Origin of the sequence: Stenotrophomonas sp. G4 (assembly GCF_003428825.1) — a bacterium.
Lineage (GTDB): Bacteria > Pseudomonadota > Gammaproteobacteria > Xanthomonadales > Xanthomonadaceae > Stenotrophomonas > Stenotrophomonas indicatrix.
The window spans coordinates 1,090,997-1,116,608 of record NZ_CP031741.1 but is presented as its reverse complement, the minus strand read 5'-3'; the positions used below and the strand labels follow the sequence as shown (position 1 = coordinate 1,116,608).

The window sequence follows — 25,612 nt, the reverse complement described above, 5'->3', positions numbered from 1 at the left end:
GGTTTCTGGTTCCGCCCGCGTTTTGCGCTCGCCGGGCATGGCCCGGCGCTACCGGATCAGCGCTTGGGCTGCAGCATCGTGCCGGTGCACTTGGGCGAGCCACAGCGGCACTCCCAGATCTTCTTCAGCTTGGCGGTATGCCGCTCGGCCAGGGTGATGCCGTAGTTGTAGGTCAGTTCTTCGCCGACCTTGATATCGCGCAGCGCCTCGATGAACACCTTGTCGCCGCGGCTGTCACCGTCTTCGTCTTCCTCGATCACCGCCTCGCAGTTCGGGTCGCAGCTGTGGTTGATCCAGCGCGCGTCGTTGCCCTTGTAGTTGGCATCGATCACCCAGTCGTCGTTGAGGGTGAACAGGAAGGTATGGCCGCTTTCCACGTCGCCACTGTCATCGGCATCGACATCGCCGTGGCTGCGCAGCAGGCCCTTGTACTGGATCACGCGCTCGCCCTGCTTGATCGGGGCCACGGAAAACACACCGTTGCCGTGGATGGCGGACTTGCGGGCTTGGATCTTCTTGGGCATCGGCAAGAGACGTTTGCAGCGGAAGGAACGTTGATTCTCGCCCATTCCGGGTGATTGCGAAAATCACCCCCATGCCCCAGCATGTCGCCCCGATGGCGGCCCTTGGCGACTGCCCTCCGGCCGGGCCCAAGCGCCCGCTGAATGGCCGGGTTGGATGCCGGCGAATAAAAGCGTACAATTTCAGTCCGCTTTAAGAACCACTCGCATCCCATGTTGCGCGTCACCAAGCTCACCGATTACGCCACCGTCGTACTGACCGTGCTCGCCGCCCGTCCGGGCGAGGTGCTCAGTGCCACCGAGCTGGCCGAATTCACCGGTCTGGAGCCACCCACCGTCAGCAAGGTGCTTAAGCCACTGGCCCAGGCCGGCCTGGTCGAAGGCCTGCGCGGGGTCCGCGGCGGTTACCGGCTGACCCGCCCATCGATCGAGATCTCGCTGTTTGAAGTGGTTGAAGCCATGGAAGGGCCGTTGGCCCTGACCGAGTGCAGCCACGACCACCACCAGTGCGGCATGGCGCCCAAGTGCGGCGCGCGCAGCAGCTGGCGGCTGATCAACGACGTGGTCTCCGAGGCCCTGCGCGATGTCAGCCTGGCGCAGATCCTGCCCCCTCTTCCCCTTGTCGACGAAGAACAGCGCCGCACCATCGCTGTCGACGTCGTCTCCTGATCCGTAGGCAGCCCCCATGGCCACCGAAACCATCGAAACCGTCGCCAGCGACGACACCCCCAACCGCGAGATCCATGAGCAGCTCGGCCGCAAGTATTCGGCTGGCTTCATCACGGACATCGAGTCGGACTCCCTTCCCGCCGGCCTGGACGAGGACACCATCCGCGCCCTGTCGGCCAAGAAGGAAGAACCGGAATGGATGACGCAGTGGCGCCTGGACGCCTACCGCCACTTCCTGACCATGCCGATGCCGAACTGGGCCAAGCTGCAGATCGCCCCGATCGACCTGCAGGCGCTCAGCTACTACTCCGCGCCGAAGGGCCCGAAGTACGCCTCGCTGGATGACGTGCCCAAGGAATTGCTGGACACCTACGACAAGCTGGGCGTGCCGCTGCACGAGCGCGCCAAGCTGGCCGGCGTAGCGGTGGACGCAGTGTTCGACTCGGTGTCCGTCGGTACCACCTTCCGCAAGGAACTGGCCGAAAAGGGCATCGTGTTCTGCTCGATGTCCGAAGCCATCAAGGAGCACCCGGAACTGGTCAGACAGTACCTGGGCACCGTGGTGCCGGTGGGCGACAACTATTTCGCCGCGCTCAATTCGGCGGTGTTCTCCGATGGCAGCTTCGTGTTCATTCCCAAGGGCGTGCGCTGCCCGATGGAACTGAGCACCTACTTCCGCATCAACGCCGGCCACACCGGCCAGTTCGAACGCACGCTGATCATCTGCGAGGACAAGGCGTACGTGTCCTACCTGGAAGGCTGCACCGCGCCGATGCGCGATGAGAACCAGCTGCATGCCGCAGTGGTCGAACTGGTGGCGCTGGAAGATGCCGAGATCAAGTACTCCACCGTGCAGAACTGGTACCCGGGCGATGAGAACGGCGTCGGCGGCATCTACAACTTCGTCACCAAGCGTGCCGAATGCCGTGGCGCGCGCAGCAAGGTCACCTGGACCCAGGTCGAGACCGGCTCGGCGATCACCTGGAAGTACCCGTCCTGCGTGCTGCTGGGCGACGACTCGGTCGGTGAGTTCCACTCGGTGGCACTGACCCACCATCGCCAGCAGGCCGACACCGGCACCAAGATGATCCACGTCGGCAAGCGCACCAAGAGCAAGATCATCAGCAAGGGCATCAGCGCCGGCCGAGGCCAGAACACCTATCGTGGCCTGGTCAAGGTGGACCGCAACGCAGACGGCGCGCGCAACTACACCCAGTGCGATTCGCTGCTGATCGGCAAGCAGTGCGGCGCCCACACCTTCCCCTACATCGAGGTGAAGAACCCGGGCGCCACCGTCGAGCACGAGGCCACCACCTCGAAGATCTCCGACGACCAGCTGTTCTACTGCCGCGCCCGTGGCATCAGCCAGGAAGACGCGGTGTCGATGATCGTCGACGGCTTCTGCAAGCAGGTGTTCCGCGAACTGCCGATGGAATTCGCGGTGGAAGCCAAGAAGCTGCTGGAAGTCTCGCTGGAAGGTTCGGTGGGCTGATCGCCCGCCCTGCCCTCGCACAACGCATTCTCTTTACCGGCGGGCCCCGGCCCGCACCACGGAAACCCCCACCATGCTGAAGATCGAAAACCTCCACGCCCGCATCGGCGACAAGGAAATCCTCAAGGGCCTGTCCCTGGAAGTGAAGCCGGGCCAGGTGCACGCCATCATGGGCCCCAACGGCGCCGGCAAGTCCACGCTGGGCAATGTCCTGGCTGGCCGCGACGGCTATGAGGTCAGCGAAGGCAGCGTGCAGTTCGAAGGCGTCGACCTGCTCGACCAGGACCCGGAAGCGCGCGCCGCTGCCGGCCTGTTCCTGGCGTTCCAGTACCCGGTGGAAATCCCCGGCGTGAACAACACCTACTTCCTGCGCGCCGCGCTGAATGCACAGCGCAAGGCGCGCGGCGAGGAAGAGCTCGATTCCATGCAGTTCCTCAAGCTGGTGCGGCAGAAGCTGGCCGTCCTGCACCTGAAGGACGAACTGCTGCACCGTGGCGTCAACGAAGGCTTCTCCGGTGGCGAGAAGAAGCGCAACGAGATCTTCCAGCTGGCCGTGCTCGAGCCGAAGCTGGCGATCCTGGACGAAACCGATTCGGGCCTGGACATCGATGCACTGAAGAGCGTGGCCGACGGCGTCAACGCGCTGCGCAGCGCCGACCGCTCGTTCCTGGTCATCACCCACTACCAGCGCCTGCTGGACTACATCAAGCCGGACGTGGTGCACGTGCTGGCCGATGGCCGCATCGTCAAGAGCGGTGGCCCGGAGCTGGCGTTGGAACTGGAAGCGCACGGCTATGACTTCCTGAAGGACCGGGTCGTGCCCGAGGCGGCGGTCTGATGAGCGCCCTGCTCGACTCCATGGCCCAGGCCTTCTGCGGCAGCGATGCGCGCCGCGAAGTGCTCGACAGCGTGCTGCGCGACGGCCTGCCCGGCGCACGCAGCGAAACCTGGAAGTACACCTCGCTGCGCCAGCTGGAGCGTCGCAGCTTTGCGGCTGCTCCGCTGGCCCCGGCGCTGCTGGATGCCACCGCGCTGGAGGACATCCCGGCACCGCGCCTGGTGTTCGTCAATGGCCGCCTCAACGACGCGCTGAGCGACGTGCAGGGCCTGCCGGCCGGCGTGCAGCTGGAAACGCTGTCTTCCGCACTGGCCGCTGGCGAGGACGCCGTGCGCTTCCTCGGCCGCCGCTACGAGCGCAGCGACGAAGTATTCGCCCGCCTCAACGCCGCCCTCGCCGATGAAGGCGTGGTGCTGCGCGTGGACGATGGCGTGCAGGTCGAGGTGCCGCTGCAGCTGGTATTCGCCAGCGTCGCCGGCGACACCGACCTGGCCTGGCACCACCGGCACCTGATCGAACTGCGTGCCGGCGCCAGCCTGGGCGTGGTCGAGCACCGCTTCAGCGTCGGTGATTCGGCGCATCTGGACAACACGGTGCTGCACGCCCACGTCGCCCGCGATGCGGTGCTCAAGCACGCCCGCGTGCAGGCCGGCAGCGCGCGCCAGACCAGCTTCCTGCGTACCGACGCGGTGCTGGCCAAGGACGCGCAGTACCACCGCGTGGACCTGGAGCTGGGTGCCGCGCTCAGCCGCCATGAGCTGAACGTGCGTCTGGAAGGCGACAACGCCCAGCTGACCGCCAATGGCGTGCTGCTCGGCAACGGCCGCCGCCACGTCGATACCCGCCTGGGCATCGACCACATCGCCCGCGACACCAGCGCCGAGCTGCAGTGGCGTGGCGTGGCCGCCAACCGCAGCCGCGTGGTGTTCCATGGCGGCATCCAGATCCGTGCCGGTGCCGATGGCACCGACGCCAACCTGTCCAACAAGAACCTGCTGCTGTCGGCCGACGCCGAGATCGATACCCAGCCGACGCTGGTGATCGACGCCGACGAAGTGAAGGCCGCACACGGTGCCACCGTCGGCCAGCTCGACGCCAACGCGCTGTTCTACCTGCGCTCGCGCGGCCTGCCGCAGGCCCAGGCGCAGGCGCTGCTGAGCGCCGCGTTCTGCCACGAGCCGCTGAAGGTGCTGCCCGAAGCGCTGCGCGAACAGCTGGCACGCCGGCTGGACAAGGCCCTGGCCGAGGCGGGCGTGGCATGAATCTGTCCACCCCGCGACCGATCGAAGCACCCGCCGACGCCCCCGACTGGGCGCGCGTGCGCCTGGACTTCCCGCTGCTGATGCGCGAAGTGCACGGCAAGCCGCTGGTCTATTTCGACAACGCCAACACCGGCCAGAAGCCGGTGCAGGTGATCGGCGCGGTGGACGAGTTCTACCGCCGCTACAACGCCAACGTCAGCCGTGCCGTGCATGCGCTGGGTACCGAGGCCACCGACGCCTACGAAGGCGCACGCAACAAGCTGGCCCGTTTCCTCAACGTGCGCAGCAACGACCTGGTGCTGTGCAGCGGCACCACCTTCGCGATCAATCTGGTTGCCTACTCCTGGGCCCTGCCCCGGCTGAAGGCCGGCGACGTGATCCTGGTGTCGCGCATGGAACACCACGCCAACATCGTGCCTTGGCAGCTGGTCGCCCAGCGCACCGGCGCGACCATCCGCGTGGCCGAGATCACCCCCGACGGCGCGCTGGACCTGGACGCACTGCGCGCGGCGATGACCGCCGAGGTCAAGCTGCTGGCCGTGGCCCATGTCTCCAACGTGCTCGGCACCATCAACCCGGTGCGCGAGATCTGCCGCGAAGCGCGCAAGCGCGGCATCGTCACCGTGGTCGACGGCTCGCAGGCCGCCCCGCACCGCAAGGTCGACGTCACCGCGATCGGCTGCGACTTCTACGCCATCACCGGCCACAAGATGTGCGGCCCGACCGGCACCGGTGCGCTGTGGGCGCGTCGCGAGCATCTGGACGCGATGCCGCCGTTCCTGGGCGGCGGCGAGATGATCAAGGAAGTCAGCTTCGACGGCACCGTGTTCAACGACGCCCCGCACAAGTTCGAAGCCGGCACCCCCAACATCGCCGGTTTCATCGGCCTCGGCGTGGCGGCGGACTATCTGCAGAACGTCGGCCTGGACCACGTGGAAGCGCGCGAAGCCGAGCTGCTGGCGCACTTCACCGAAGAGCTGCGCCGGGTCGATGGCCTGCGCATCATCGGCGAGGCACCGGAAAAGGCCGCGGTGGTGTCGTTCCTGATTGACGGGGCGCACGCGCACGACCTGGCTACGCTTCTGGATCTGGAAGGTGTGGCCGTGCGCTCGGGCCAGCACTGCGCGCATCCGCTGCTGCAGTACTACGGCGTGGCGGCGACCTGCCGTGCGTCGCTGGCGTTCTACAACACGCATGAAGAGATCGAGCGGTTCATGACTGCGTTGACGAAGGTGCGGAAGCTGTTGGGGTGAGCCCGCACACCGGCAGAGCGGCAATCCGGGGTCAGATCCCATTCGCACCGCGAAAAGGGCTCTGACCCCGGCCACCCAGCTAGCGGGTGGCATCCACGACCTTGCACGTGCCATTGCCCACCTGCACCTCGATGCGTGCCCGCAGATTCTGCGTCAGGTACACATCACCCAGGCACGCGACGTCGAGGCCTGCTTCCCGATAGCGCACGGATACGGACGAGTCCTGCTGGACCGCCGGCGTCATCGAAACCTGTGCATTTGCATCGATCGCCCCGAGCTCAGTCACTCGACCGCCAGCGTCGATCTGCACCGCGTCGATGCGCTGGGAGCCCACGTTCCTGACGACCACGACAGTGTCGGTCAACCCTGAGCACGCCGACACCGCAAGAACGGCTAGCGCAAGCACGCGCAGACGCAGCATCGGGTAGGTGGTCGCTTTGCCATCCCTGGTACGCATCATGCGGGTAACGCCTCATCGCTTCCGTGCGGATCTGTGCACCGCGGGAGCATAGTCCATGCGCAACCTCAACCTCTACGGCGTTCGCGATTCAGCCGTAGCCTCGCTCGTTTCCCCACGCTGCCTCGCGCGCGGAAGATTGCAGAAGGCATGTGGCCCCATCACCGGCTCACTCCTGCAATCGCCTCCCGGCGACACGCAGAATCCGGCCGCGCGCAATCGTCCTTCCCTCCCACAGCGAGACGTCCTCTCCCACGTTGGCCACGGCGAGCGCGTCCTCCGGGAACAGGAACGCAACGGGAAGTTCGTAGCTCTCCCCAAGGACGGCCCGTCCTTCCTGCAACAGCACGCGGCAGTCAAATACTCGGCCCGCCACGAACAACGGGCAGGCGTATACCTGTCCCACGATGTCAGTGCGCCTCCCACCTTCGGCGCTCTGCAGAAAGCGAACGGAGACAACAGCGTCGAATCGCATGGTCACGGCCCTCTGGATCCTCCCTGGATCCTTGTTCCCATAGTGCCGCCGTTTTCGCAGGGGTGGGATTCAGGGATGGGGTCAGAGCCCTTTCGCGGCGCGAAAGGGATCTGACCCTGGCCCATTGCCTCGACCCATTTTGCGCCCGCCCCCGCCCCACCTAGAATGCCCCCATGAGCACCCTGACCTTCCGCGCCGCCACGTCGGCCGACATCCCCGCCCTGATCACCCTGGTCACCTCGGCCTACCGCGGCGACGCCAGCCGCGTCGGCTGGACCACCGAAGCCGACCTGCTGGACGGCGCCCGCGTCGATGCCGAAGGCATCCAGGGCGACCTGGACCGCCCGCGCTCGACCATCCTGCTGGCCGAACGCGACGGCCAGCTCGTGGCCTGCGCCCATGTCGCCGACGTCGACGGCAAGGGCTACTTCGGCATGTTCTCGGTCGACCCGGCCCAGCAGGGCGGCGGCGTCGGCAAGCAGTTGATGGACGCGGCCGAAGCCCTCGCCGCACGCGAATGGAACGTGCCGGTGATGCAGATGACCGTGATCGACATCCGCGACGAACTGATCGCCTTCTATGAGCGCCGCGGTTACCAGCGCACCGGCATCAAGAAGCCGTTCCCGTATGGCGATGAACGTTTCGGCATCCCCAAGCGCGACGACCTGCGCTTCGAGATCCTGGAAAAGCCGCTGGCCGGGGCCACCGCGTGAGCGAGGCCTGGACCTTTGTCTGCGCCGGCGCCGAACTGCTGCCGGGCGAAATGAAGAGCGTGTTCGACGAAGTCACCGGTACGCCGATCGTGGTGTTCAACCTCGACGGCGAACTGTACGCGCTGGAAGACCAGTGCACGCACGAGGAGTTCGAGCTGTCCTCGGGTGAGTTCAACACCACCGAGGGCAGCGTTGAATGCGTGCTGCATGGCGCGCGCTTCGACGTGCGTGATGGCCGCGCCCTGTGCGCGCCGGCCTATACCGCGGTGCCGAAGTTCCCGGTGAAGCGCGAACACGACGCCATCTGGACCCGCGACGACCGCGATTGAAGCTCAAGGCATCCACCCATGGGGTGGATCTACTGCAACAGCCTGAGGGCCCTGTCAGGGCCTTTCGGGTCCGTTCCAGGTGGCCTGCCATGCCCGTACATGCGAATCATTATCGTTGATGTTATCCTACGTAACATCCTCGTAACGCCTCCGCCTGCGCCATGGCTTCGTCCGCGCCCACTGCCACGCTGTGCCAGCTCGCCCGTCAGGGGTGGCCGCTGCTTGTGGCCGCGCTGCTGACGCTGCTGCTGGGCTGGTCGGCGTTGCACGAAGGGCGTGGCGGCCACGCCACCAACGCCGGCTGGCAGGCGCTTCTGGACAATATGGACCAGGCCGCTCCGATGCCGGCACCTTCCAGCGACGAATGCCCCCACCACGCTGCGCCGGCCCCGGAGCCTCCGCTGGACGGTGAGGGCAGCACGCACTGTACCGGCGCTGCGCCGCCGCGTGCTGCGCTGGTGGCGCATGTCCCACTGTGGCACTCCGATGCCCTGCGCTGGCAGCGGCACGACCCCTCGCTGCGCCTGAATCCCGGCCACGCACCTCCGGCACCGCACGCCATCTGAGGCGCCCTGCGGCCATTGCCGTGCGCCTCGTCTCGTCTGAACTGCCGCCAGGCATGGCCTGGCACTGCCCGAACCTCGCCGCCGCCATCGCGCCATTGAGTCGTGCTGGCCAGCTCTCGCTTATTCCCCATCCAAGCCATCGCCAACCTACCCATGACCCACATCAAGACCCGCAAGTACGCACCTCGCGTTTCCGTACTGGCCACCGCCACCCTCGCCGCCGGCTTCGCGCCGCTGGCCGCGCAGGCCGCCGACGACGCCGGCGCCGGCGCCGGCGCCAGCAAGGCCACCGAGCTGGATAAGGTCCAGGTGCGCGGCAGCTGGTTCAACCCGTCCTCGCCGAAGTTCACCGCCGCGCTGCTGGACACTCCGAAGTCGGTCTCGATCGTCTCGGAGAAGCTGATCGCCGAAACCGGTGCGACCAACCTGCAGGATGCGCTGCGCATGGTCCCGGGCATCACCTTCGGCGCCGGCGAAGGCGGCAACCCGACCGGTGACCGCCCCTTCATCCGCGGCTTCGACTCGCAGAGCAACATGTTTGTCGATGGCCTGCGCGACGTCGGTTCGCAGACCCGCGAAGTGTTCGACCTGGAGCAGGTGGAAGTGGTCAAGGGCCCGAGCTCGGCCTACGGCGGTCGTGACTCCGGTGGTGGCAGCCTCAACCTGGTCAGCAAGACCCCGAAGCTGAAGAACGAGACCACTGCCAGCATGGGCATCGGCACCGACAGCTACGCACGCGGCACCGTTGATGCCAACTACGTGCTGGGCGATGGCATCGCCGCACGCCTGAACCTGATGAAGCACGAGTCGGACATTGCCGGTCGTGACGCGGCCAACGTCAGCCGCTGGGGCATCGCGCCGTCGATCGCGTTCGGCCTGAACGGCCCGGCGCAGCTGATCGCCAGCCACTACCACATGCAGAGCGATGACCTGCCCGACGCTGGCGGCTTCCCGTATGGCAACCCGAACGGCGCGCCGGTGTCGAAGTGGGTCGACGGCCGCCCGATGGTGCCCGACCGCAACAACTACTACGGCCTGGTGGACCGCGATTTCCAGCACACCCGCGCCGACATCAGCACGCTGGACGGCAGCTACGACTTCGGCAGCCACAAGCTGCGCAACATCGCGCGCCTGGGCAACACCAGCAACGATTACCTGTGGACCCAGCCGGACGACAGCCAGGGCAACCCGAACAACTACGGCACCTTGTGGCGCCGTACCAACAGCCGCGCCGTCGACGTCAAGAGCTTCGCCGACCAGCTGAGCCTGACCGGCAGCTTCCAGACCGGTGCACTGAAGCACAGCTACAGCGCCGGCGCGGAATACAGCGACGAGAAGATGACCCGTGGCAGCTACCTGATGACCCCGGGCACCAACAATCCGCTGACCAACAGCAGCAAGTGCCCGACCACCGGCGCGGCCACCGGCTACAACTGCACCAGCTTCGACAACCCGAACCCGAACGATCCGTGGGCGGCCACCCATGCGGTGTACCGCAGCGACAAGGCGCTGGACGTCGAGCAGCGCACCAAGACCAAGTCCGCTTACCTGTTCGACACCATCGAACTGAACGCGCAGTGGATGATCAACGTCGGCCTGCGTTACGACGACTTCTCCACCACCCTGACCACCCCGGTGGCCGGCAAGGCGCCGACCCGCGTGCGCAATGACAATGACTTCCTGAACTACCAGGCCGGCATTGTCTTCAAGCCGACCGCCAACGGCAGCATCTACCTGTCCTACGGCACCTCCTCCACCCCGCCGGGCATGGACGGTGGCGATGGTTCCGATGGCCTCAGCGCGGCCGTGGCCGACCTCAAGCCGCAGGACACCAAGAACCTCGAACTGGGTACCAAGTGGGACCTGTTCGACAACCGCCTGAACCTGACCGCGGCGATCTTCCACACCGTGATGGACAACGCGCGCGTGACCGTCGACAACGGCACCAGCCAGAACGCCGGCAAGAAGGAAATCAACGGCGTGGAACTGGGCTTCACCGGCCAGCTGACCGACGCCTGGAGCCTGTACGGCGGCTACACCTACCTGGATTCGGAACTGAAGGACAACGGCTTCGTCTGCGCCGTGTCCGGCCGTACCTGCCCGTCCAACATCTACGTGCCCTCGCCGTACAACGGCAACGTGTTCCCGAACACCGCCAAGCACAGCGCCACCCTGTGGACCACCTACCGCTTCCCGTTCGGCCTGACCGTCGGCGCCGGCGCCAACTACTCCGACAAGCAGTACGGTGATGTGGCCAACACCAAGTGGATCCCCAGCTACACCCGCTTCGATGCGATGGCCAGCTACGCGATCCAGGACAACATCAGCCTGCAGTTGAACGTGCAGAACCTGACCGACAAGACCTACTTCACCAAGGCCTACGCGTCGCACTACGCGAGCATCGCCCCGGGTCGTTCGGCCACCCTGGCACTGAACGTGAAGTTCTGATGTAACCCGCAGCACCCACGCGGCGGCAGGATCTCCTGCCGCCGTTTTTGTTTCCGGCGATACTCCGCGCATGGCTTCCAACATCCCCTTTGATTCCGACGCCCTGACCGACCTGCTGCTGCACGACCCGCAGGCTGCCTTCGCGCGCGTGCGCGATGCGGCGCAGGCCGGGCAGGTGGAGGCGCAACTGCTGCTGGCGCAGATGCACATGGAAGGCAAAGGCACGCCCCAGGACGCTGCTGCGGCCCTGCTCTGGTACGAGACTGCAGCCAACAACGGCGCGCCGATGGCGATGAACATGCTTGGCCGCTGCCATGAGCTGGGCCAGGGCACCACCGCCAATCCTTCGCTCGCAGCGGTCTGGTACCGGCGCGCCGCCGACACCGGTCTGGACTGGGGCCTGTACAACCTGGCCAACCTGCTGGCCACCGGCCGCGGCGTACCACAGGACCGTGCACAGGCACTGGCGCTGTACACCCGCGCGGCCCATCTGGGCCACGCCAAATCGATGAACCTGCTGGCCCGGCATCTGGAAGATGGATTGGACACCGGTCGCGATCCGCAGGCTGCACTGGGCTGGTATCGGCGCGCGGCCGAGGCCGGCGATTTCCGCGGCCAGGCCAACTACGCCTCCATCCTTCTGCAGGCCGGTGAGATCGAACAGGCCGTGCACTGGCTGCAGTTGGCGCTGCAGCACGGCAGTCCCGCGTTCATGGCACATATCGTGCCCGAGCTGGCCGCCTCACCCCACCCGCAGGTGCGCGCGCTGGTCGCACCGTCTGCTTGCTGAGGACTTCCGCATGCTGCTGCACATCCCCGACATCCTCAGCACCGGACAGGTGGCTGACATCCGCCGCAGGCTCGACGCAGCCGACTGGACCGATGGCCGCGAGACCGTCGGCCACCTCGGCGCGCAGGCCAAGCACAACCAGCAGCTGCCTGAAGCTTCGCCGCTGCGCCGCGAACTGGGCGAAACCATTCTGGTGGCTCTGGCACGGCATCCGCTGTTCTTCAGCGCCGCGCTGCCCTTGAAGTACCTGCCACCGCGCTTCAACCGCTACAGCGGCGGCGGCACCTACGGCTTCCACGTCGATGGCGCGGTGATGAACCTGGCCAACGGCGAGCAGCTGCGCTCGGACATCTCCTGCACGCTGTTCCTGTCCGACCCGGACGAGTACGACGGCGGCGAGCTGATCATCAGTGATACCTACGGCGAGCACGAAGTGAAACTGCCGGCCGGTGATCTGATCGTGTATCCCTCCAGCAGCCTGCACAAGGTCAATCCGGTCACCCGCGGTGCGCGCGTGGCATCGTTCTTCTGGGTGCAGAGCATGATCCGCGACGATGTGCAGCGTCGTCTGCTGTGGGAGATGGATACCTCCATCGAGCGCCTGCGGCAGACCGATGGCGATGCCGACGCGGTGCTGCAGCTGACCGGCGTGTACCACAACCTGCTGCGGCGCTGGAGCGAGGTCTGAACCGATCAGGCCACCCTTGCGGCAATTTAGCAATCATTCTCATTTACAACGGCTAACGGGTCTCATTACAATCACACCCCGTTGACGCCGGATGTTCCGGCCAGCCAGGGATCTCCGCTTGCGTCGTCCGTTCCGCCCCCGCCCGCTTCGGCTTGTACAGCTCGGCACCGCCATGCGCGGCCGTCGGCCTGCGCTGGCCAGCCTGCTGGCGTGGGTGGCGATGCTGACCCTGTTGCTGGGCACCCTGCCGCTGCTGCCGGTCGCCCACGCTGCCGCGCCGCAGGCGCTGCAGCAGCCGCTGGAAGAGCGCGGCGGCGAAAGCCCTTTGCAGGAAGAAGCGCCGGCCAAACTGCGGCGCTGCGCCTCGGCACCGGCCAAGTCCACGGACAATCCGATCCCGCCGCTGTTGCTGGCCAGCCACTGGCTGCGCACCGAACTTGATCTGGTTCCCTCTGCGTCGGTTCCCTCCGGCGCGCGTCCGCACTGGCCGCTGGCCGTACCGGACATGCCCTGGGCCGATGCGCCCGGGCGCCGCCAGCAACGCGGCCAGGCGCCGCCGCTCGCCTGATCCACGGCACGCCGTGACCGCCTGCGCGGTTGCGACGGCTCGCCGCTGCCTGTTTCGCCCCTGCCGCCCGTGACCGGGCCATCCCTGCCCTGCCGTGCGCGTTCCGCGCCCTGCATCGCGCTGCCCTACATCCTTCGAGGTATCTGCCATGGCCCAGCGCCATCGTGTCCGTTCGTCCCTGTCCCGACATCTGTTGACCAGCGCTGTGCTGGCTGCGGTCGCGGCGCCCGCCTACGCCAATGGTGCCGCCAGCGGCGCGCCGCAGACGCTGGACAAGGTGGTGGTGACCGCCTCCGGTTTCGAGCAGAAGGTAGTCGATGCACCGGCCAGCATCAGCGTGGTCAGCCGCGAAGAGCTGAGCAAGCGCCCTTACACCAGCCTGGTCGACGCCCTGCGCGACGTCGAAGGCATCGACGTCGGCCTGGAAGCCACCGACAAGAACGGCCGCGCCACCATCTCCATGCGCGGCCTGCCGTCGGAGTACACCCTGGTGCTGATCGACGGTCGCCGCCAGAGCAACGCCGGCCAGCTGTATCCGAACAACTTCGGTGGTGGCCAGTTCGCCTACCTGCCGCCGCTGGATGCGATCGAGCGCATCGAAGTGGTGCGTGGCCCGATGTCCACGCTGTACGGCTCGGATGCAATGGGCGGCGTCATCAACATCATCACCCGCCGCAACCAGGACAGCTGGCACGGTGCGGTCACCCAGGGCTTCACCGTGCAGCAGGACGACCAGTTCGGCGACGCGCGCAGCACCGATCTGTACCTGAGCGGCCCGCTGGTCAAGGATCGCCTGGGCCTGGCCGTGCGCGGCAGCTACTACGACGCCAAGGCATCCAATCCCGAATGGAATGCACTGACCCTGCCCGACGGCACGCTGTGGGAACGCAGCATCGGTTTCGGTGGCGGCGGCAAGTCGGTAGCCAACACCAACTGGAACACCGGCGTGCGCCTGAACTTCCACGTCAACGACGACCACGAACTGTGGCTGGACTACGACGTCTCACGCCAGAAGTACGACAACAGCGAAGGCCAGACCGGCACCCTCGACAGCCTGGCCAGCCTGTGGCGCGTGGGCAACGCGGTGGTTCCGAACCCGAATGGCAGCGGCACCGTCACCCGCCGCGTGGTGCAGCCGCGCGTGGGCTACACCGCCTACCAGCGCTATGAGCGCGACCAGCTCTCGCTGACCCATCAAGGCCGCTACAGCTTCGGCACCTGGCAGACCTCGCTGACCCACAGCAAGAGCAACAACCTCGGCCGCTCGCTGCCGCTGACGCTGGACGAGCGCGCCGGCCTGCAGACCCTGTGGAACGACGTCTGCCGCCGCACCGGTGCCGCCAACAACTGTGCCGCCGGCCGCAACAACGGCCTGGCCGCACTCAACGCCAGCGAACAGGCACGCCTGCAGGCGTTCCTGCCGCGGCCGCTGCGCACCATGGAACTGGAAGGCTACGTGCTGGACACGATGCTCGACCTCGACTTCGGTGCGCACAAGCTGACCGTGGGCGGCCAGTACAACGACACCGACATGGTGGACGGCGTGTTCGGCATGGACGGTGCCGGCTACCGCAGCAACACCAAACAGAAGCACCGCATGTGGGCGCTGTTCGCCGAGGACAACTGGTCGCTGACCGACACCCTGACCGCCACCTTCGGCCTGCGCTACGACGACCACAACATCTTCGGCAGCCACCTCAGCCCGCGCGGCTACCTGGTCTGGAATGCCACCGATGCCTGGACCTTCAAGGGTGGCGTCAGCACCGGCTACAAGACCCCGCGTCCGGACCAGCTGTTCCCCGGCATCACCGGCTTTGGTGGCCAGGGCGTGCTGCCGCTGGTGGGCTCGCCGAACCTGAAGCCGGAAACCAGCACCAACTACGAGCTGGCCGCCTATTACGAAGGCCAGCGCTGGGGCTTCAACGTCACCGGTTTCATCAACAGGTTCGAAGACAAGATCGCCAGCGGCGGCACATTCCCCAACTGTGAAGTCGCGCCGGTCGGCAGTGGCTACTGCGTGGACATCGGGCCGGGCTGGGCGTCGCTGGGCTACAGCACCTTCACCCAGAGCGTGAACATCGACAAGGCCGAGACACGTGGCGCAGAACTGGCCGGCCACGTCGACCTGCTGGACACCCTGCAGCTGCGCGGCAACTACACCTGGACCAAGAGCGAGCAGACCGCCGGTTCCGGCAAGGGCCTGCCGATCACCGGCACCATGCCGGCCAAGCACATGGCCAACGCCAGCCTCAACTGGCAGCTCAACGATGCCATCAGCCTGTCGTTGATCGGCGAAGGCCGCTACGACCGCTACCGCGACACGATCCTTGATGCCGCCGGTGCCAGTCACACCCGTTACTACGAGGACTACACCCTCTTCCACCTCGGTGGCAGCTGGAAGGCCACGCAGTGGCTGACGGTCAACGCGCGGGTCAACAACCTGTTCGACAAGAACTTCGTCTCGCAGTCGTGCCTGCTGACCAGCCCCAGCGAATACAACTGCGTGGACGACTACGCCACCAAGGACCAGCGCCGCAGCTACTGGATCTCGCTCAACGCGAAGTTCTGACCTTGCTCTGGTGGATGCCGACCTTGGTCGGCACCTCTCCATCCACGCATGGCGTGGATCCACCGAACCGTGATAGTGCCGGCCGCTGGCCGGCAACCGCGCGATGTTCTCAGGTGGCATGGGATTGCCGGCCAGCGGCCGGCACTACCCCTTCAGGGATACACAACGACATCTAATTGCGAGCAATTCTCATCAATGATGTAATGACCAGTATTCATCCGTCCCGAACCGTGCCGTGAGCCGTCCCGCATCTTCCACCGTGCAGCAGCAGCAGAGCCGCGGCTTCTGGCTGCGTACCCTGCACCAGTGGCACTGGATCAGCTCTGCGGTCTGCCTGATCGGCATGCTGCTGTTCGCGGTGACCGGTCTGACGCTGAACCATGCAGCAAAGATCGAGGCCAAGCCACAGGTGCAGAACCAGCACCTGGAACTGCCGGCCGAACTACTCGGCGGTATGGGCTCCCGCGAGGACGGCAATGCACCACTGCCACGCCCGGCCCGGCAATGGCTCGACGATCAGCTGGGCATCTCCATTGGCGGTCGACCCGCCGAATGGTCGGCCGAGGAAATCTATCTGTCACTGCCACGCCCCGGCGGCGACGCCTGGTTGAGCATCGACCGCGAAACCGGCGCGGTGGAGTACGAATCCACCTCGCGCGGCGCGGTGTCCTATCTCAACGACCTGCACAAGGGCCGCAATGCCGGCCCCGCATGGGGCTGGTTCCTGGACGTGTTCGCCGTGGCCTGCCTGGTGTTCTGCATCACCGGCCTGTTCCTGCTGCACCTGCATGCGCGGCAGCGACGCATGACCTGGCCACTGGTCGGCCTGGGCCTGATGATCCCGCTGCTGATCGCCCTGCTGCTGATCCACTGACTTCCACCGTGACTTCCATCCGTTCTTCCGGAGCCGCCCCATGCGCGTCACCCTGACCATCGCCCTCAGCGGCCTGCTGGCCACCTCGCCGGCTTACGCCACCACCCTCGACATCAACGTCGAAGTGCCCAAGCTCAACGTGGCCGAGTACCACCGCCCGTATGTGGCGGTGTGGCTGGAAGGCGCCGACCAGAAGGTCGCCGCCAACCTGTCGGTCTGGTACCAGCAGACCAGCAACAGCGAAGGCCATGGCACCAAATGGCTGCCCGACCTGCGCCAGTGGTGGCGCAAGAGCGGCCGCACCCTGCAGGTGCCGGTGGACGGCGTGACCGGCCCGACCCGCCCGGCCGGCAAGCACGCGCTGTCGTTCAACGACAAGCAGCCCGCACTGAAGCAACTGGCCGCGGGCAACTACACCCTGGTGGTGGAAGCGGTGCGCGAAGTCGGCGGCCGTGAACTGCTGAAGATTCCCTTCACCTGGCCGGCCACCGCCGCACAGAACGGCCGCGCGCAGGGCGCCACCGAACTGGGCCAGGTCACCCTCGCCGTCAAACCGTAATTGCCTGAGCCGGGGTCAGAGCCGTTTCCGCTGGAAAGGGATCCGGCCCCATCGCAGCACCCCAGGGGTCGGATCACTTCCACAGGAAGGGCTCTGACCCCATCAATCACCCTGGAGTCTTCCGCATGAAGCGCACGCTCGTCCTCGCCGCCGCTCTGGCCGCTGCCCTTCCCTTCTCTGCCCTGGCCCACAAGGCCTGGCTGCTGCCCTCGCAGACCGTGATCGCCGGCAACGCGCCGTGGATCACCGTCGATGGTGCGGTCTCCAACGACCTGTTCTACTTCAATCACGTGCCGCTGCGCCTGGAATCGGTGGTGATCACCGCCCCGGACGGCAGCACCGTGCAGGCGCAGAACGCGGCCACCGGCAAGTACCGCAGCGTGTTCGACGTCGAGCTGAAGCAGCAGGGCACCTACCGCATCGCCTCGGTCAACGACGGCCTGTCGGCCACCTATGAACTGAACGGCGAGCGCAAGCGCTGGCGCGGTACCGCCGCCACCTTCGGCGAACTGCCCAAGGATGCGAAGAAGCTGGAAGTGAGCCAGTCGGTCGGCCGCGTGGAGACCTTCGTCACCAACGGGGCGCCGAACGACACCGCTCTGAAGCCGACCAACCGCGGCATCGAACTGGTGGCCGTCGGTCACCCGAACGACCTGTTCGCCGGCGAGGAAGCCACCTTCCGCGTACTGGTCGACGGCAAACCGACCGCAGGCCTGGAGTTCGAGATCGTGCGCGGCGGCACCCGCTACCGCAACGCGCAGGACGAGCAGAAGCTGACCAGCGACGCCAAGGGCGAGATCAAGGTGACCTGGCCGGAAGCCGGCATGTACTGGCTGGAAACCGGCACCGAGGACAAGAAGACCTCGGTCAAGCAGGCCGCCAAGCGCCGCCTCAGCTACGTCGCCACGCTGGAAGTGCTGCCGCAGTAAAGACAGCGCTGCGATACCCGGCGCGCCCTGGTATCGCAGCCTGCCACGCATGCCCATGACATCTACCGCACTCGACATCGCCCGGCTGGGCGGCACCACCATGGGCACCACTTGGAGCGTGTCACTGGTCGCACCGCGCCAGCGCGACCTGCATCCACTGCATGCTGGCATCCAGGCACGTCTGGATGACGTGGTGGCACAGATGAGCACCTGGGAAGCGGGTTCCGACCTGAGCCGCTACAACCGTGCCGACGCAGGTCAGTACTGCGTGCTTCCCATCGAGACACGCCATGTGTTGGCCTGCGCGCAGGCCATCGCTGCAGCCAGCGGCGGGGCGTTCGACCCCACCGTCGGCCCGCTGGTGGCGCTGTGGGGCTTCGGCGCCCATGCCGGCGCACGGCGCGCACCCGATGCCGCCACGTTGCAGGCAACCCGTGCACGCTGCGGCTGGCAGCGCCTGCATTGGCAGGAGGATGCGCTGCTGCAGCCCGGTGGCCTGGAGCTGGATCTTTCGGCGATCGCCAAGGGCTTCGGCGTCGACCACGTCGCGGCCTGGCTGCGCGGCCAGGGTGTCGATGCCGCACTGATTGAAGTCGGTGGGGAACTGGCCGGTTACGGCCGCAAGCCGGACGGCCAGCCGTGGCGCGTGCTGGTGGAGTCGGCGCCGGAAGAAGATGCCCACACCGATACGCCACCGCGTGTACTGGCGCTGGACGGAAAGGCGGTGGCCACCTCCGGCGATCGCTGGCACCACTATCACGACGATGACGTGGCCTACAGCCACAGCCTTGACCCGCGCAGCGGCACGCCGGTACGGCAGGTCGCAGCCGCCGTCACCGTGGTCGCCAGCGACGCGATGCACGCTGACGCGTGGGCTACCGCGCTGACCGTGCTCGGCCGCGACGCGGGCATCGCGCTCGCAGAGCGCAAGGGGCTGGCCGCGCGCTATCTGGAACGCACCACCACCGGCCCACGCGAAACCCTCAGCAGCGCCTTCCAGCAGCTGCTGGATGGGCAGGCTGCATGAGCATGCGTTTCCCGCGCGCGACCGTTGGCAACGTCATGGTGCTGGCCCTGCTGGCCGTGATCGGCGGGGCACTGCTGCGTCTGCACCTGGGCGAAGCGTGGTGGCAGGGTGCACCGCCGGCCCGGCAATGGGGCATCGCGCTGGCCGCCACCGCGCTGTATCTGCTGGCGTGTGGCGTGCTGTGGTGGCGCAGCCGTCCGCGCCACGACACGCCCGAAGACGGCAACCCACCGCTGCTGCTGGTCTGGTCCAGCCAGACCGGCTTCGCCCGCGAACTGGCCGAACGGAGTGCGCAGGCTCTGCGCTCGGCTGGCATGCCGGTGCGCCTGCGCGGACTGCATGAAGTCGATGCCACCCTGCTGGCGGGCAGCGCGCGTGTACTGTTCATCGTCAGCACCACCGGCGAAGGCGATGCGCCCGACCACGCCCTGCCCTTCCTGCGCAAGGTGATGAGCACGCCTCCGCCGCTGCAGCACGTGCAGTACGGGGTGCTCGCACTGGGCGATCGCAGCTACGGGCATTTCTGCGCGTTCGGCCACCAACTGCATGACTGGCTGCGCCAGCACGGAGCACATCCGCTGTTCGATGCCATTGAAGTCGACAACGCCGATCCAGCTGCCCTGCGCCACTGGCAGCAACTGCTTGGCCAGCTCGGCGGCGGCGCGAGCGAACTTCCCGATTGGACACCGGCCGAGTACCAGCCGTGGACGCTGCTGCAGCGTACCCACCTCAACCCCGGCAGTGCCGGTGGTCCGGTCTATTGGCTGCGCCTGCAGCCCCCGACCGGCAGCGGCGCGCAGTGGCAGGCCGGTGACATCGCCGAGGTCGGTCCGCAGCATGCCGAACAGAGCACGCGCGACTGGCTGCAGACGCAGGGCTTCGATGCGGACACCGTGTTGGACGACGGCACTACGCTGCTCGCCCGCGTTGCGCGCTCGCACCTGCCGTCATTGGTTGCAGCAGGCGATCTGCCTGGGCTGTTGGCGGCATTGCAGCCCCTGCCACATCGCGAATACTCCATCGCCTCGGTGATGGACGACGGCGCGGTGGAACTGCTGCTGCGCCGGCAGCTGCGTGCCGATGGCACGCCGGGCATCGGCAGTGGCTGGCTGTGCGACCACGCCGCCATCGGCGGGCCGGTACAGATGCGCCTGCGCCGCAACGAGAATTTCCATGGCGTCGCCGCCGATGTTCCACTGCTGCTGATCGGCAACGGCACCGGTATCGCCGGCCTGCGCGCGCACCTGCACGAACGCGCACGCATTGGTGGTGCCCGCACCTGGCTGTTGCTCGGCGAACGCTCGGCCGCGCATGATTTCCACTTCGGCGATGAACTGCAGGCGATGCTCGGCAACGGCACGCTGACCCGCCTGGATACGGTGTTCAGCCGTGATGGCGGCGCACATCGCTACGTGCAGGATCGCCTGCTGGCCGAAGCAACCACGCTGCGGCAGTGGGTCGATGACGGCGCGACGATCCTGGTCTGCGGCAGCCTGCAGGGCATGGCCCCGGCAGTGGATGCGGTGATCGAGCAGGTGCTCGGTGCCGACGGCAAGGAAGCGCTGCTGCTGGCCGGTCGTTACCGGCGCGACGTGTATTGAGCGAACGTTTGGGGCGAATTGCCTCCTGGTGGGTGCGAACCTTGGTTCGCACCCTGCTGCGGCATCGGCTGCCGCATCCACGCATGGCGTGGATGATTGCCTCCGGGCGCCGACGCTGGCTCAGCCGCCCACCGCGCTCACCCGTATCGCCAACAACTCGCCGCCGCCCTGCAAGGCATGCCGCTGACGCTCACCGGCAGCCAACCACGCGGTATCGCCGGCCTGCATCGCGGGCAATCCACTGTCCGCGCCGAACGTGGCCTGCCCGCCCAACAGGTGCAGGGCCCAGGCCACGCCCGGCTCGCAGAAGAAGAACATCGGCCCGACCAGCGGCCGGTGCAGCAGCTCGGCCTGCAGCAGTCCGCGCTTCCACATCAGGTTGAAATCGTGGGTGATGCCGTCCACCAGCTCGCCATGCAGCGCAGCTTCGCCGGAAAAACGCACGCGCCCATGCGGTGGCAGCACCTCGGCTACACGGCCGTCCTCGAAACGCAGGCGCACGCCATTGCCCTGCAGCAGCACCAGTTCGCGCTCGGCGCCCGGAAATGCGGAAAACGCGGCGTCCTGCTCGATCTCGGCCACCGACAGGCGCAACGCCCAGTCATCGCCCTGCGCCGGCAACCGCAGGATCTCGCGGGTCCAGCCGAGGCCGTTGCGCCAGCGTTCGCGGCGGTAATCCAGGCTGGAAATCACCTGGCTCGGGGTCTGCAGCAGGGAGTCGATGTTCATGCGCGCATTGCATCATGCCGCGCGCCGCAACGCATCAACGCGTTGCAAGACCCGCAGCCGTACCGCAATCGCCACCCAGCAGCTGCGAGTGCTTGAGCCAGTCCTTGTCGGGGTAATAGGCAAACACCATCGTGCCGCCTCGCAGCGCGTCGATCAGTGGCTTGGCCACCGACAACCGCACCGCCGGGCAGCCCAGGCTGCGCCCCAACCGCCCCTGCAACTGCGCAGTGGACGGATTCACATACGGCGCACCGTGGATGACGATGGCGCGCTCGCGCGCACGATCGTTGAACCCCGGCTCCAACCCTGCCAGGCGCAGCGAATAGCCGTTGCCGCCCATGTAGGTTTCCTGCGCGGTGAACGCACCGATGCTGGACATGAAGCTGCCATCGCGGTTGGAGAAATGTTCGGTGCGGTTCTCGCCGCTGTTGCGACCGTGCGCCACCCACTCCTCGAACAACAGCCGCTGGCGGGCGAGATCGAAGACCCACATCCGCGGCTCGGTAGACGGCCGCGAGTAATCGATCACGCTCAGGCGTTCACTGCTGACTCCCAGCTCCGGCCGCTGCAGTGCACAGCGCATGGCGTGGGCAGCCAACTGCAGAACCCGACGGTCGGCCTTGGGCGCGGTGCGTGCCAGCTGCGCGGCGAGGTCGTCGGCGCTGATGGCGGCAATGGGCGTCTGTGCCCAGGCCGGGGCACTGGCAGTGGTTGCCAGCAGGCCAAGGGCGGCCAGCCGGCACAGGCGGGAAGCAGACATGGGCACGTAGGGAGGTCTCAGGATCCCTTGAGGGTGGACGCTGGCGGCTCCGATTCCAAGACCGGCTGCATTCCCGATTCAGCCGCGCTTGGGCGCACCGCCGGCAGCGACGTCACCAGCAGGGTCGTGCCCGGCACCAGCACCTGGTACAGCTGGCGGGCGAAATCAGCCGGCAGGGCCATCGGCAACGACGGCGTGGCCAGCAGGTCCGGCGTGGCCTGGGCGCGGTCCTGGCCGAGCAGCGGATAGGCCGTCCACTGGTGCATGCGCTGCTGCGCGTCAAGCGGGCTGGGCGTATCGCTGTAACCCTGGCCCATCACGAACAGGGTGGTGCCCTGGAACGCTGGCAGCGCGTCGGCCTTCAGCGGCGACTCACCGATCATCACGCCATCGCGCAGCACGTACAGGCGCTGGTCGTGCAGGCTGACCAGGATGCCGACCTGGCCACTGGGTGCGGCCGCATCATCCCACCAGGCCTTGTCAGGCGAACCGCCCTCGCCTTCCGGCAGGGCCTGGCCGCGTGCATTCACCGGCGCCAGCACCGCCGGATAGGCCAGCGTCATCGGCGCGCTCTTGGCATCGGCCACGACCACCGTATCGCCGCGCTTGGTTTCGCTGAACAGCTTCTGGGCGAAGGCCTGCGGCAGGCGCACGCAGCCATGCGAGGCCGGGTGCCCGGGCAGGCTGCCGCCGTGAAGGGCGATGCCGTCCCAGGTCAGCCGCTGCATGTACGGCATGGGTGCGCTGTTGTAGAGGTTGGAGCGGTGGTCCTTGTCCTTCTGCAGGATGGTGAACACACCGGTCGGCGTCTCATGGCCGGTCTTGCCCGAGCTGATCGTGGTCAGGCCAATGGCAATGCCATTGCGGTACACGTAAGCCCGTTGCTCATCCAGGCTCACCACCAGCACGATCGGACCGGCCGGCGAGACTTCCGGATGCCACAGGTACTCGCCCGGCTTGAGGTCGGTCGGCCCGCGTACTTCGGAAGTCGTGGCCACGACAGGCTTGGAGGGTGCGGCCGCCTGTGCGGCGCACGGCAGTGCCAAGGCCACGGCGAGCATCAAGGTCAAACGGTGCAGGTGCATCCAGCAGGTTCCATTCCATGCGAAGGCCCCACCGTACACCATGGGCACGTCGCAGCCGCGCCAAAAGAAATTGCCCGGCGACACAGCCATGTGTCGTACCGGGCAATCGTCACGTCCCTGTCGGCCTGCTGCCACCCCCTCGCATCCTGCGAAGCGGGGGCGGCGTTGCATCCTGCACGCGGCCGCGTCTGTCCTGTTTGTATCTCAGCCCCTTCCACAGGTCTGTGATGCCACCATCCTGGTGATTGGTGCCGCATCCCTGCGACGGTCGGCGGCTGCAGCCATCCTGTCCGCAGCCATTGAACCTGCATCCTGCAGATTCCGACGATTCCTGTTGTCAGCGCCTGGGTACGGTTCGCACCGGTACCGATCCGGGTACCGGATCCGCAGGCAACATCGTGTTGCCAACGGTGATCCGTCGTCGATTCCGTTCGACGATCGATGTCCCTATCCCCTTCACCTGCGTCAGGTCCTCGACGCGGTGAAACGGGCCGTGTCTGCGCCGGTGCTCGACGATCGCCGCAGCCTTGGTGGCCCCGACCATCGTCAATCCCTGCTGCAGCGCCTGGGCATCGGCCCGGTTGATGTCGATCGGCTCGGCAGCTTGCGCTCCCGCGATCCACATTCCCAGCACCAGCGCCCTTAACACGACAAACCAAGGCACGACGTGTATCTCCTTGTGGTTCTGACCGTCCCGACCGGCAATCCCGTCGGTCGAAACAGTGTCCGTCACCACATGCACACAGCGTATAGGGTTCACGGATTTCTAAAAGCCAGCCAAATACCCGACGTGATGTAGGGAAAACCCTACCCTTGGCCGAGGCGTAGAATGGGCGGATCAGCCATGCAACCGGAGTTTCAGATGGACAGCGCCAAGCTCGGCCAATTCGTCAATGACAAGTGGGACAGCGAAATCGTCCCGCAGTTGGTCGACTACATCCGCATTCCCAACAAGTCGCCGATGTTCGACGCCAACTGGGTGCAGAACGGCTACATGGAGCAGGCGGTCACCCTGATGGAAACCTGGGCCAAGGCCCAGGACCTGCCCGGCCTGAAGGTCGAAGTGGTGCGCCTGGAAGGCCGTACCCCGCTGATTCTGCTGGAAATTCCGGCTACCGGCGCCGAAACCGGCGACGACACCATCCTGCTCTACGGGCACCTGGACAAGCAGCCGGAGATGACCGGCTGGGACGACGACCTGGGCCCGTGGACCCCGGTCCTGCGCGGCGACAAGCTGTATGGCCGTGGCGGTGCCGATGACGGTTACGCCATCTTCGGCTCGCTGGCCGCCGTGCTGGCACTGCAGGCCCAGGGCCTGCCGCATGCCCGCTGCGTTGTACTGATCGAAGCCTGTGAAGAGTCGGGCAGCTACGACCTGCCGGCCTACGTGGACCATCTGGCTGACCGCATCGGCAAGCCGTCGCTGGTGGTCTGCCTGGATTCGGGCTGTGCCAACTACGACCAGCTGTGGTGCACCACCTCGCTGCGCGGCCTGACCGGCGGCAACTTCTCGGTGAAGGTGCTCAACGAAGGCGTGCACTCCGGTGATGCCTCCGGCGTGGTGCCGTCCAGCTTCCGCCTGCTGCGCCAGCTGCTGTCGCGCATCGAGGACCAGGACACCGGCCGCATCCTGATCGACGGCATGAACGTGGAGATCCCGGCCGAGCGCCTGGAACAGGCCAAGCGTGCCGCCGACGTGGTCGACACCGCGATCTTCGAGAAATTCCCGCTGGTCGATGGCCTCAAGCCGATGAACGACGACCTGACCGAGCTGGTGCTCAACCGCACCTGGCGCCCTGCCCTCTCGGTGACCGGCATCGGCGGCATGCCGCCGCTGGAATCGGCCGGCAATGTGCTGCGCCCGCATACCGCAGTGAAGCTGTCGCTGCGCCTGCCGCCGACTGCCGACGGCAAGACCTGCGGCGAACTGCTGAAGGAAGCGCTGCTGCGCGATCCGCCGAACGGCGCGCAGGTCACCCTGGACCTGGAAAAGGCCTCCACCGGCTGGAACGCGCCGGCGATGGCACCGTGGCTGACCAAGGCCATCGACGATGCCAGCCAGACCTTCTTCGGCAAGCCGGCGATGTACATGGGCGAAGGCGGCTCGATCCCGTTCATGGGCATGCTGGGCGAGAAGTTCCCGGGCGCCCAGTTCATGATCACCGGCGTGCTCGGCCCGCACTCCAATGCCCACGGCCCGAACGAGTTCCTGCACATCCCGATGGGCAAGAAGGTCACCGCGTGCGTGTCCAAGGTGATCAGCGAGCACTACGCGGCCAGCCTGCGTGGCGAGACCAGCGGTTCGCCGGTGGCCGCCGACAGCGGCACCCGCCACGGCGACCACGGCTGCTGCTGATCCAGCACGCAGTGACGGACGCAGCCCGGCCTTGCTAGGCTGCGTCCAACCTTC

Annotated in this window: 26 protein-coding genes; 19 read left to right on the top strand and 7 right to left on the bottom strand. The window is 66.7% G+C overall.

Features of this window, described 5'->3' with window-relative positions:
- Positions 1–56: 56 nt before the first annotated feature.
- Positions 57–524, bottom strand: coding sequence for an SET domain-containing protein-lysine N-methyltransferase (locus tag D0Y85_RS05180; protein WP_117309729.1), 468 nt, complete (start codon positions 522–524; stop codon positions 57–59).
- A 210-nt stretch (positions 525–734) separates the two neighbouring features.
- Here D0Y85_RS05180 and D0Y85_RS05175 point away from each other — a divergent pair, with 210 nt between their 5' ends.
- From D0Y85_RS05175 to D0Y85_RS05155, 5 genes are all read left to right on the top strand, one after another.
- The gene (locus D0Y85_RS05175; protein ID WP_025873978.1) at positions 735–1,190 is read left to right on the top strand and encodes an SUF system Fe-S cluster assembly regulator; all 456 of its coding nucleotides are present in this window, start codon (positions 735–737) and stop codon (positions 1,188–1,190) included.
- A 16-nt stretch (positions 1,191–1,206) separates the two neighbouring features.
- Entirely contained in the window at positions 1,207–2,682 is a 1,476-nt protein-coding gene (gene sufB, locus D0Y85_RS05170) for a Fe-S cluster assembly protein SufB (RefSeq protein ID WP_117309728.1), read from the top strand.
- Between the two features lie 73 nt (positions 2,683–2,755).
- Positions 2,756–3,520, top strand: a complete 765-nt coding sequence (sufC, locus tag D0Y85_RS05165) for a Fe-S cluster assembly ATPase SufC (protein ID WP_025873980.1) — start codon at positions 2,756–2,758, stop codon at positions 3,518–3,520.
- Positions 3,520–4,782 carry a Fe-S cluster assembly protein SufD gene (gene sufD, locus D0Y85_RS05160; RefSeq protein ID WP_117309727.1) on the top strand — a complete coding sequence of 421 codons (1,263 nt, stop codon included), beginning with the start codon at positions 3,520–3,522 and terminating at the stop codon, positions 4,780–4,782. Before sufC ends, sufD begins: the two co-directional genes overlap by 1 nt.
- A complete protein-coding gene (locus tag D0Y85_RS05155) occupies positions 4,779–6,035 on the top strand; it encodes a cysteine desulfurase (protein WP_025873982.1) in 1,257 nt (418 codons plus the stop codon). Before sufD ends, D0Y85_RS05155 begins: the two co-directional genes overlap by 4 nt.
- Before the next feature lie 79 nt (positions 6,036–6,114).
- Here D0Y85_RS05155 and D0Y85_RS05150 read toward each other — a convergent pair whose 3' ends face one another.
- The gene (locus D0Y85_RS05150; RefSeq protein ID WP_117309726.1) at positions 6,115–6,495 is read right to left on the bottom strand and encodes a hypothetical protein; all 381 of its coding nucleotides are present in this window, start codon (positions 6,493–6,495) and stop codon (positions 6,115–6,117) included.
- Between the two features lie 166 nt (positions 6,496–6,661).
- Positions 6,662–6,973 (bottom strand): hypothetical protein, encoded by a 312-nt coding sequence (locus D0Y85_RS05145; RefSeq protein ID WP_152543295.1) that lies wholly within the window; start codon positions 6,971–6,973, stop codon positions 6,662–6,664.
- A gap of 167 nt (positions 6,974–7,140) precedes the next feature.
- On the opposite strand from D0Y85_RS05145, the gene D0Y85_RS05140 reads away from it, so the two are divergent.
- From D0Y85_RS05140 to D0Y85_RS05080, 13 genes are all read left to right on the top strand, one after another.
- On the top strand, positions 7,141–7,680 hold the full coding sequence (locus D0Y85_RS05140; RefSeq protein WP_100435921.1) for a GNAT family N-acetyltransferase: 540 nt from the start codon (positions 7,141–7,143) through the stop codon (positions 7,678–7,680).
- Positions 7,677–8,009 carry a non-heme iron oxygenase ferredoxin subunit gene (locus D0Y85_RS05135; RefSeq protein ID WP_033830543.1) on the top strand — a complete coding sequence of 111 codons (333 nt, stop codon included), beginning with the start codon at positions 7,677–7,679 and terminating at the stop codon, positions 8,007–8,009. Before D0Y85_RS05140 ends, D0Y85_RS05135 begins: the two co-directional genes overlap by 4 nt.
- Before the next feature lie 161 nt (positions 8,010–8,170).
- Positions 8,171–8,575, top strand: coding sequence for a hypothetical protein (locus D0Y85_RS05130; RefSeq protein WP_117309725.1), 405 nt, complete (start codon positions 8,171–8,173; stop codon positions 8,573–8,575).
- A gap of 153 nt (positions 8,576–8,728) precedes the next feature.
- Positions 8,729–11,023 carry a TonB-dependent siderophore receptor gene (locus tag D0Y85_RS05125; RefSeq protein ID WP_117309724.1) on the top strand — a complete coding sequence of 765 codons (2,295 nt, stop codon included), beginning with the start codon at positions 8,729–8,731 and terminating at the stop codon, positions 11,021–11,023.
- 70 nt (positions 11,024–11,093) lie between these two features.
- Entirely contained in the window at positions 11,094–11,813 is a 720-nt protein-coding gene (locus D0Y85_RS05120; RefSeq protein WP_117309723.1) for a tetratricopeptide repeat protein, read from the top strand.
- A gap of 10 nt (positions 11,814–11,823) precedes the next feature.
- Positions 11,824–12,501, top strand: a complete 678-nt coding sequence (locus D0Y85_RS05115; RefSeq protein WP_117309722.1) for a Fe2+-dependent dioxygenase — start codon at positions 11,824–11,826, stop codon at positions 12,499–12,501.
- Positions 12,502–12,673: 172 nt separating this feature from the next.
- Positions 12,674–13,069, top strand: coding sequence for a hypothetical protein (locus D0Y85_RS05110; RefSeq protein ID WP_117309721.1), 396 nt, complete (start codon positions 12,674–12,676; stop codon positions 13,067–13,069).
- A gap of 148 nt (positions 13,070–13,217) precedes the next feature.
- Positions 13,218–15,638, top strand: a complete 2,421-nt coding sequence (locus tag D0Y85_RS05105) for a TonB-dependent receptor (protein WP_117309720.1) — start codon at positions 13,218–13,220, stop codon at positions 15,636–15,638.
- Positions 15,639–15,873: 235 nt separating this feature from the next.
- Positions 15,874–16,512 (top strand): PepSY-associated TM helix domain-containing protein, encoded by a 639-nt coding sequence (locus D0Y85_RS05100; protein WP_117309719.1) that lies wholly within the window; start codon positions 15,874–15,876, stop codon positions 16,510–16,512.
- A gap of 40 nt (positions 16,513–16,552) precedes the next feature.
- Positions 16,553–17,071 carry a DUF2271 domain-containing protein gene (locus tag D0Y85_RS05095; RefSeq protein ID WP_080149488.1) on the top strand — a complete coding sequence of 173 codons (519 nt, stop codon included), beginning with the start codon at positions 16,553–16,555 and terminating at the stop codon, positions 17,069–17,071.
- A 125-nt stretch (positions 17,072–17,196) separates the two neighbouring features.
- Complete coding sequence (locus D0Y85_RS05090) at positions 17,197–18,000, top strand: DUF4198 domain-containing protein (RefSeq protein WP_025873992.1); 804 nt, start codon at positions 17,197–17,199, stop codon at positions 17,998–18,000.
- Positions 18,001–18,055: 55 nt separating this feature from the next.
- Positions 18,056–19,027, top strand: coding sequence for an FAD:protein FMN transferase (locus D0Y85_RS05085; RefSeq protein ID WP_117309718.1), 972 nt, complete (start codon positions 18,056–18,058; stop codon positions 19,025–19,027).
- Complete coding sequence (locus tag D0Y85_RS05080; RefSeq protein WP_117309717.1) at positions 19,024–20,628, top strand: sulfite reductase subunit alpha; 1,605 nt, start codon at positions 19,024–19,026, stop codon at positions 20,626–20,628. The genes D0Y85_RS05085 and D0Y85_RS05080 overlap by 4 nt, the downstream gene beginning before the upstream one ends.
- A gap of 120 nt (positions 20,629–20,748) precedes the next feature.
- Here the strand turns inward: D0Y85_RS05080 and D0Y85_RS05075 are convergent, their stop codons facing one another.
- The 4 genes from D0Y85_RS05075 to D0Y85_RS05060 form a co-directional block, all read right to left on the bottom strand.
- Positions 20,749–21,357, bottom strand: coding sequence for a HutD family protein (locus D0Y85_RS05075; RefSeq protein WP_117309716.1), 609 nt, complete (start codon positions 21,355–21,357; stop codon positions 20,749–20,751).
- 34 nt (positions 21,358–21,391) lie between these two features.
- Positions 21,392–22,117, bottom strand: a complete 726-nt coding sequence (locus D0Y85_RS05070) for a murein L,D-transpeptidase catalytic domain family protein (protein WP_117309715.1) — start codon at positions 22,115–22,117, stop codon at positions 21,392–21,394.
- Positions 22,118–22,134: 17 nt separating this feature from the next.
- The gene (locus D0Y85_RS05065) at positions 22,135–23,202 is read right to left on the bottom strand and encodes a L,D-transpeptidase (RefSeq protein ID WP_117309714.1); all 1,068 of its coding nucleotides are present in this window, start codon (positions 23,200–23,202) and stop codon (positions 22,135–22,137) included.
- 337 nt (positions 23,203–23,539) lie between these two features.
- Entirely contained in the window at positions 23,540–23,827 is a 288-nt protein-coding gene (locus D0Y85_RS05060; protein ID WP_051562335.1) for a helix-hairpin-helix domain-containing protein, read from the bottom strand.
- A 237-nt stretch (positions 23,828–24,064) separates the two neighbouring features.
- Here D0Y85_RS05060 and D0Y85_RS05055 point away from each other — a divergent pair, with 237 nt between their 5' ends.
- On the top strand, positions 24,065–25,558 hold the full coding sequence (locus D0Y85_RS05055; protein WP_033830531.1) for a M20 family metallopeptidase: 1,494 nt from the start codon (positions 24,065–24,067) through the stop codon (positions 25,556–25,558).
- Positions 25,559–25,612 lie beyond the last annotated feature (54 nt).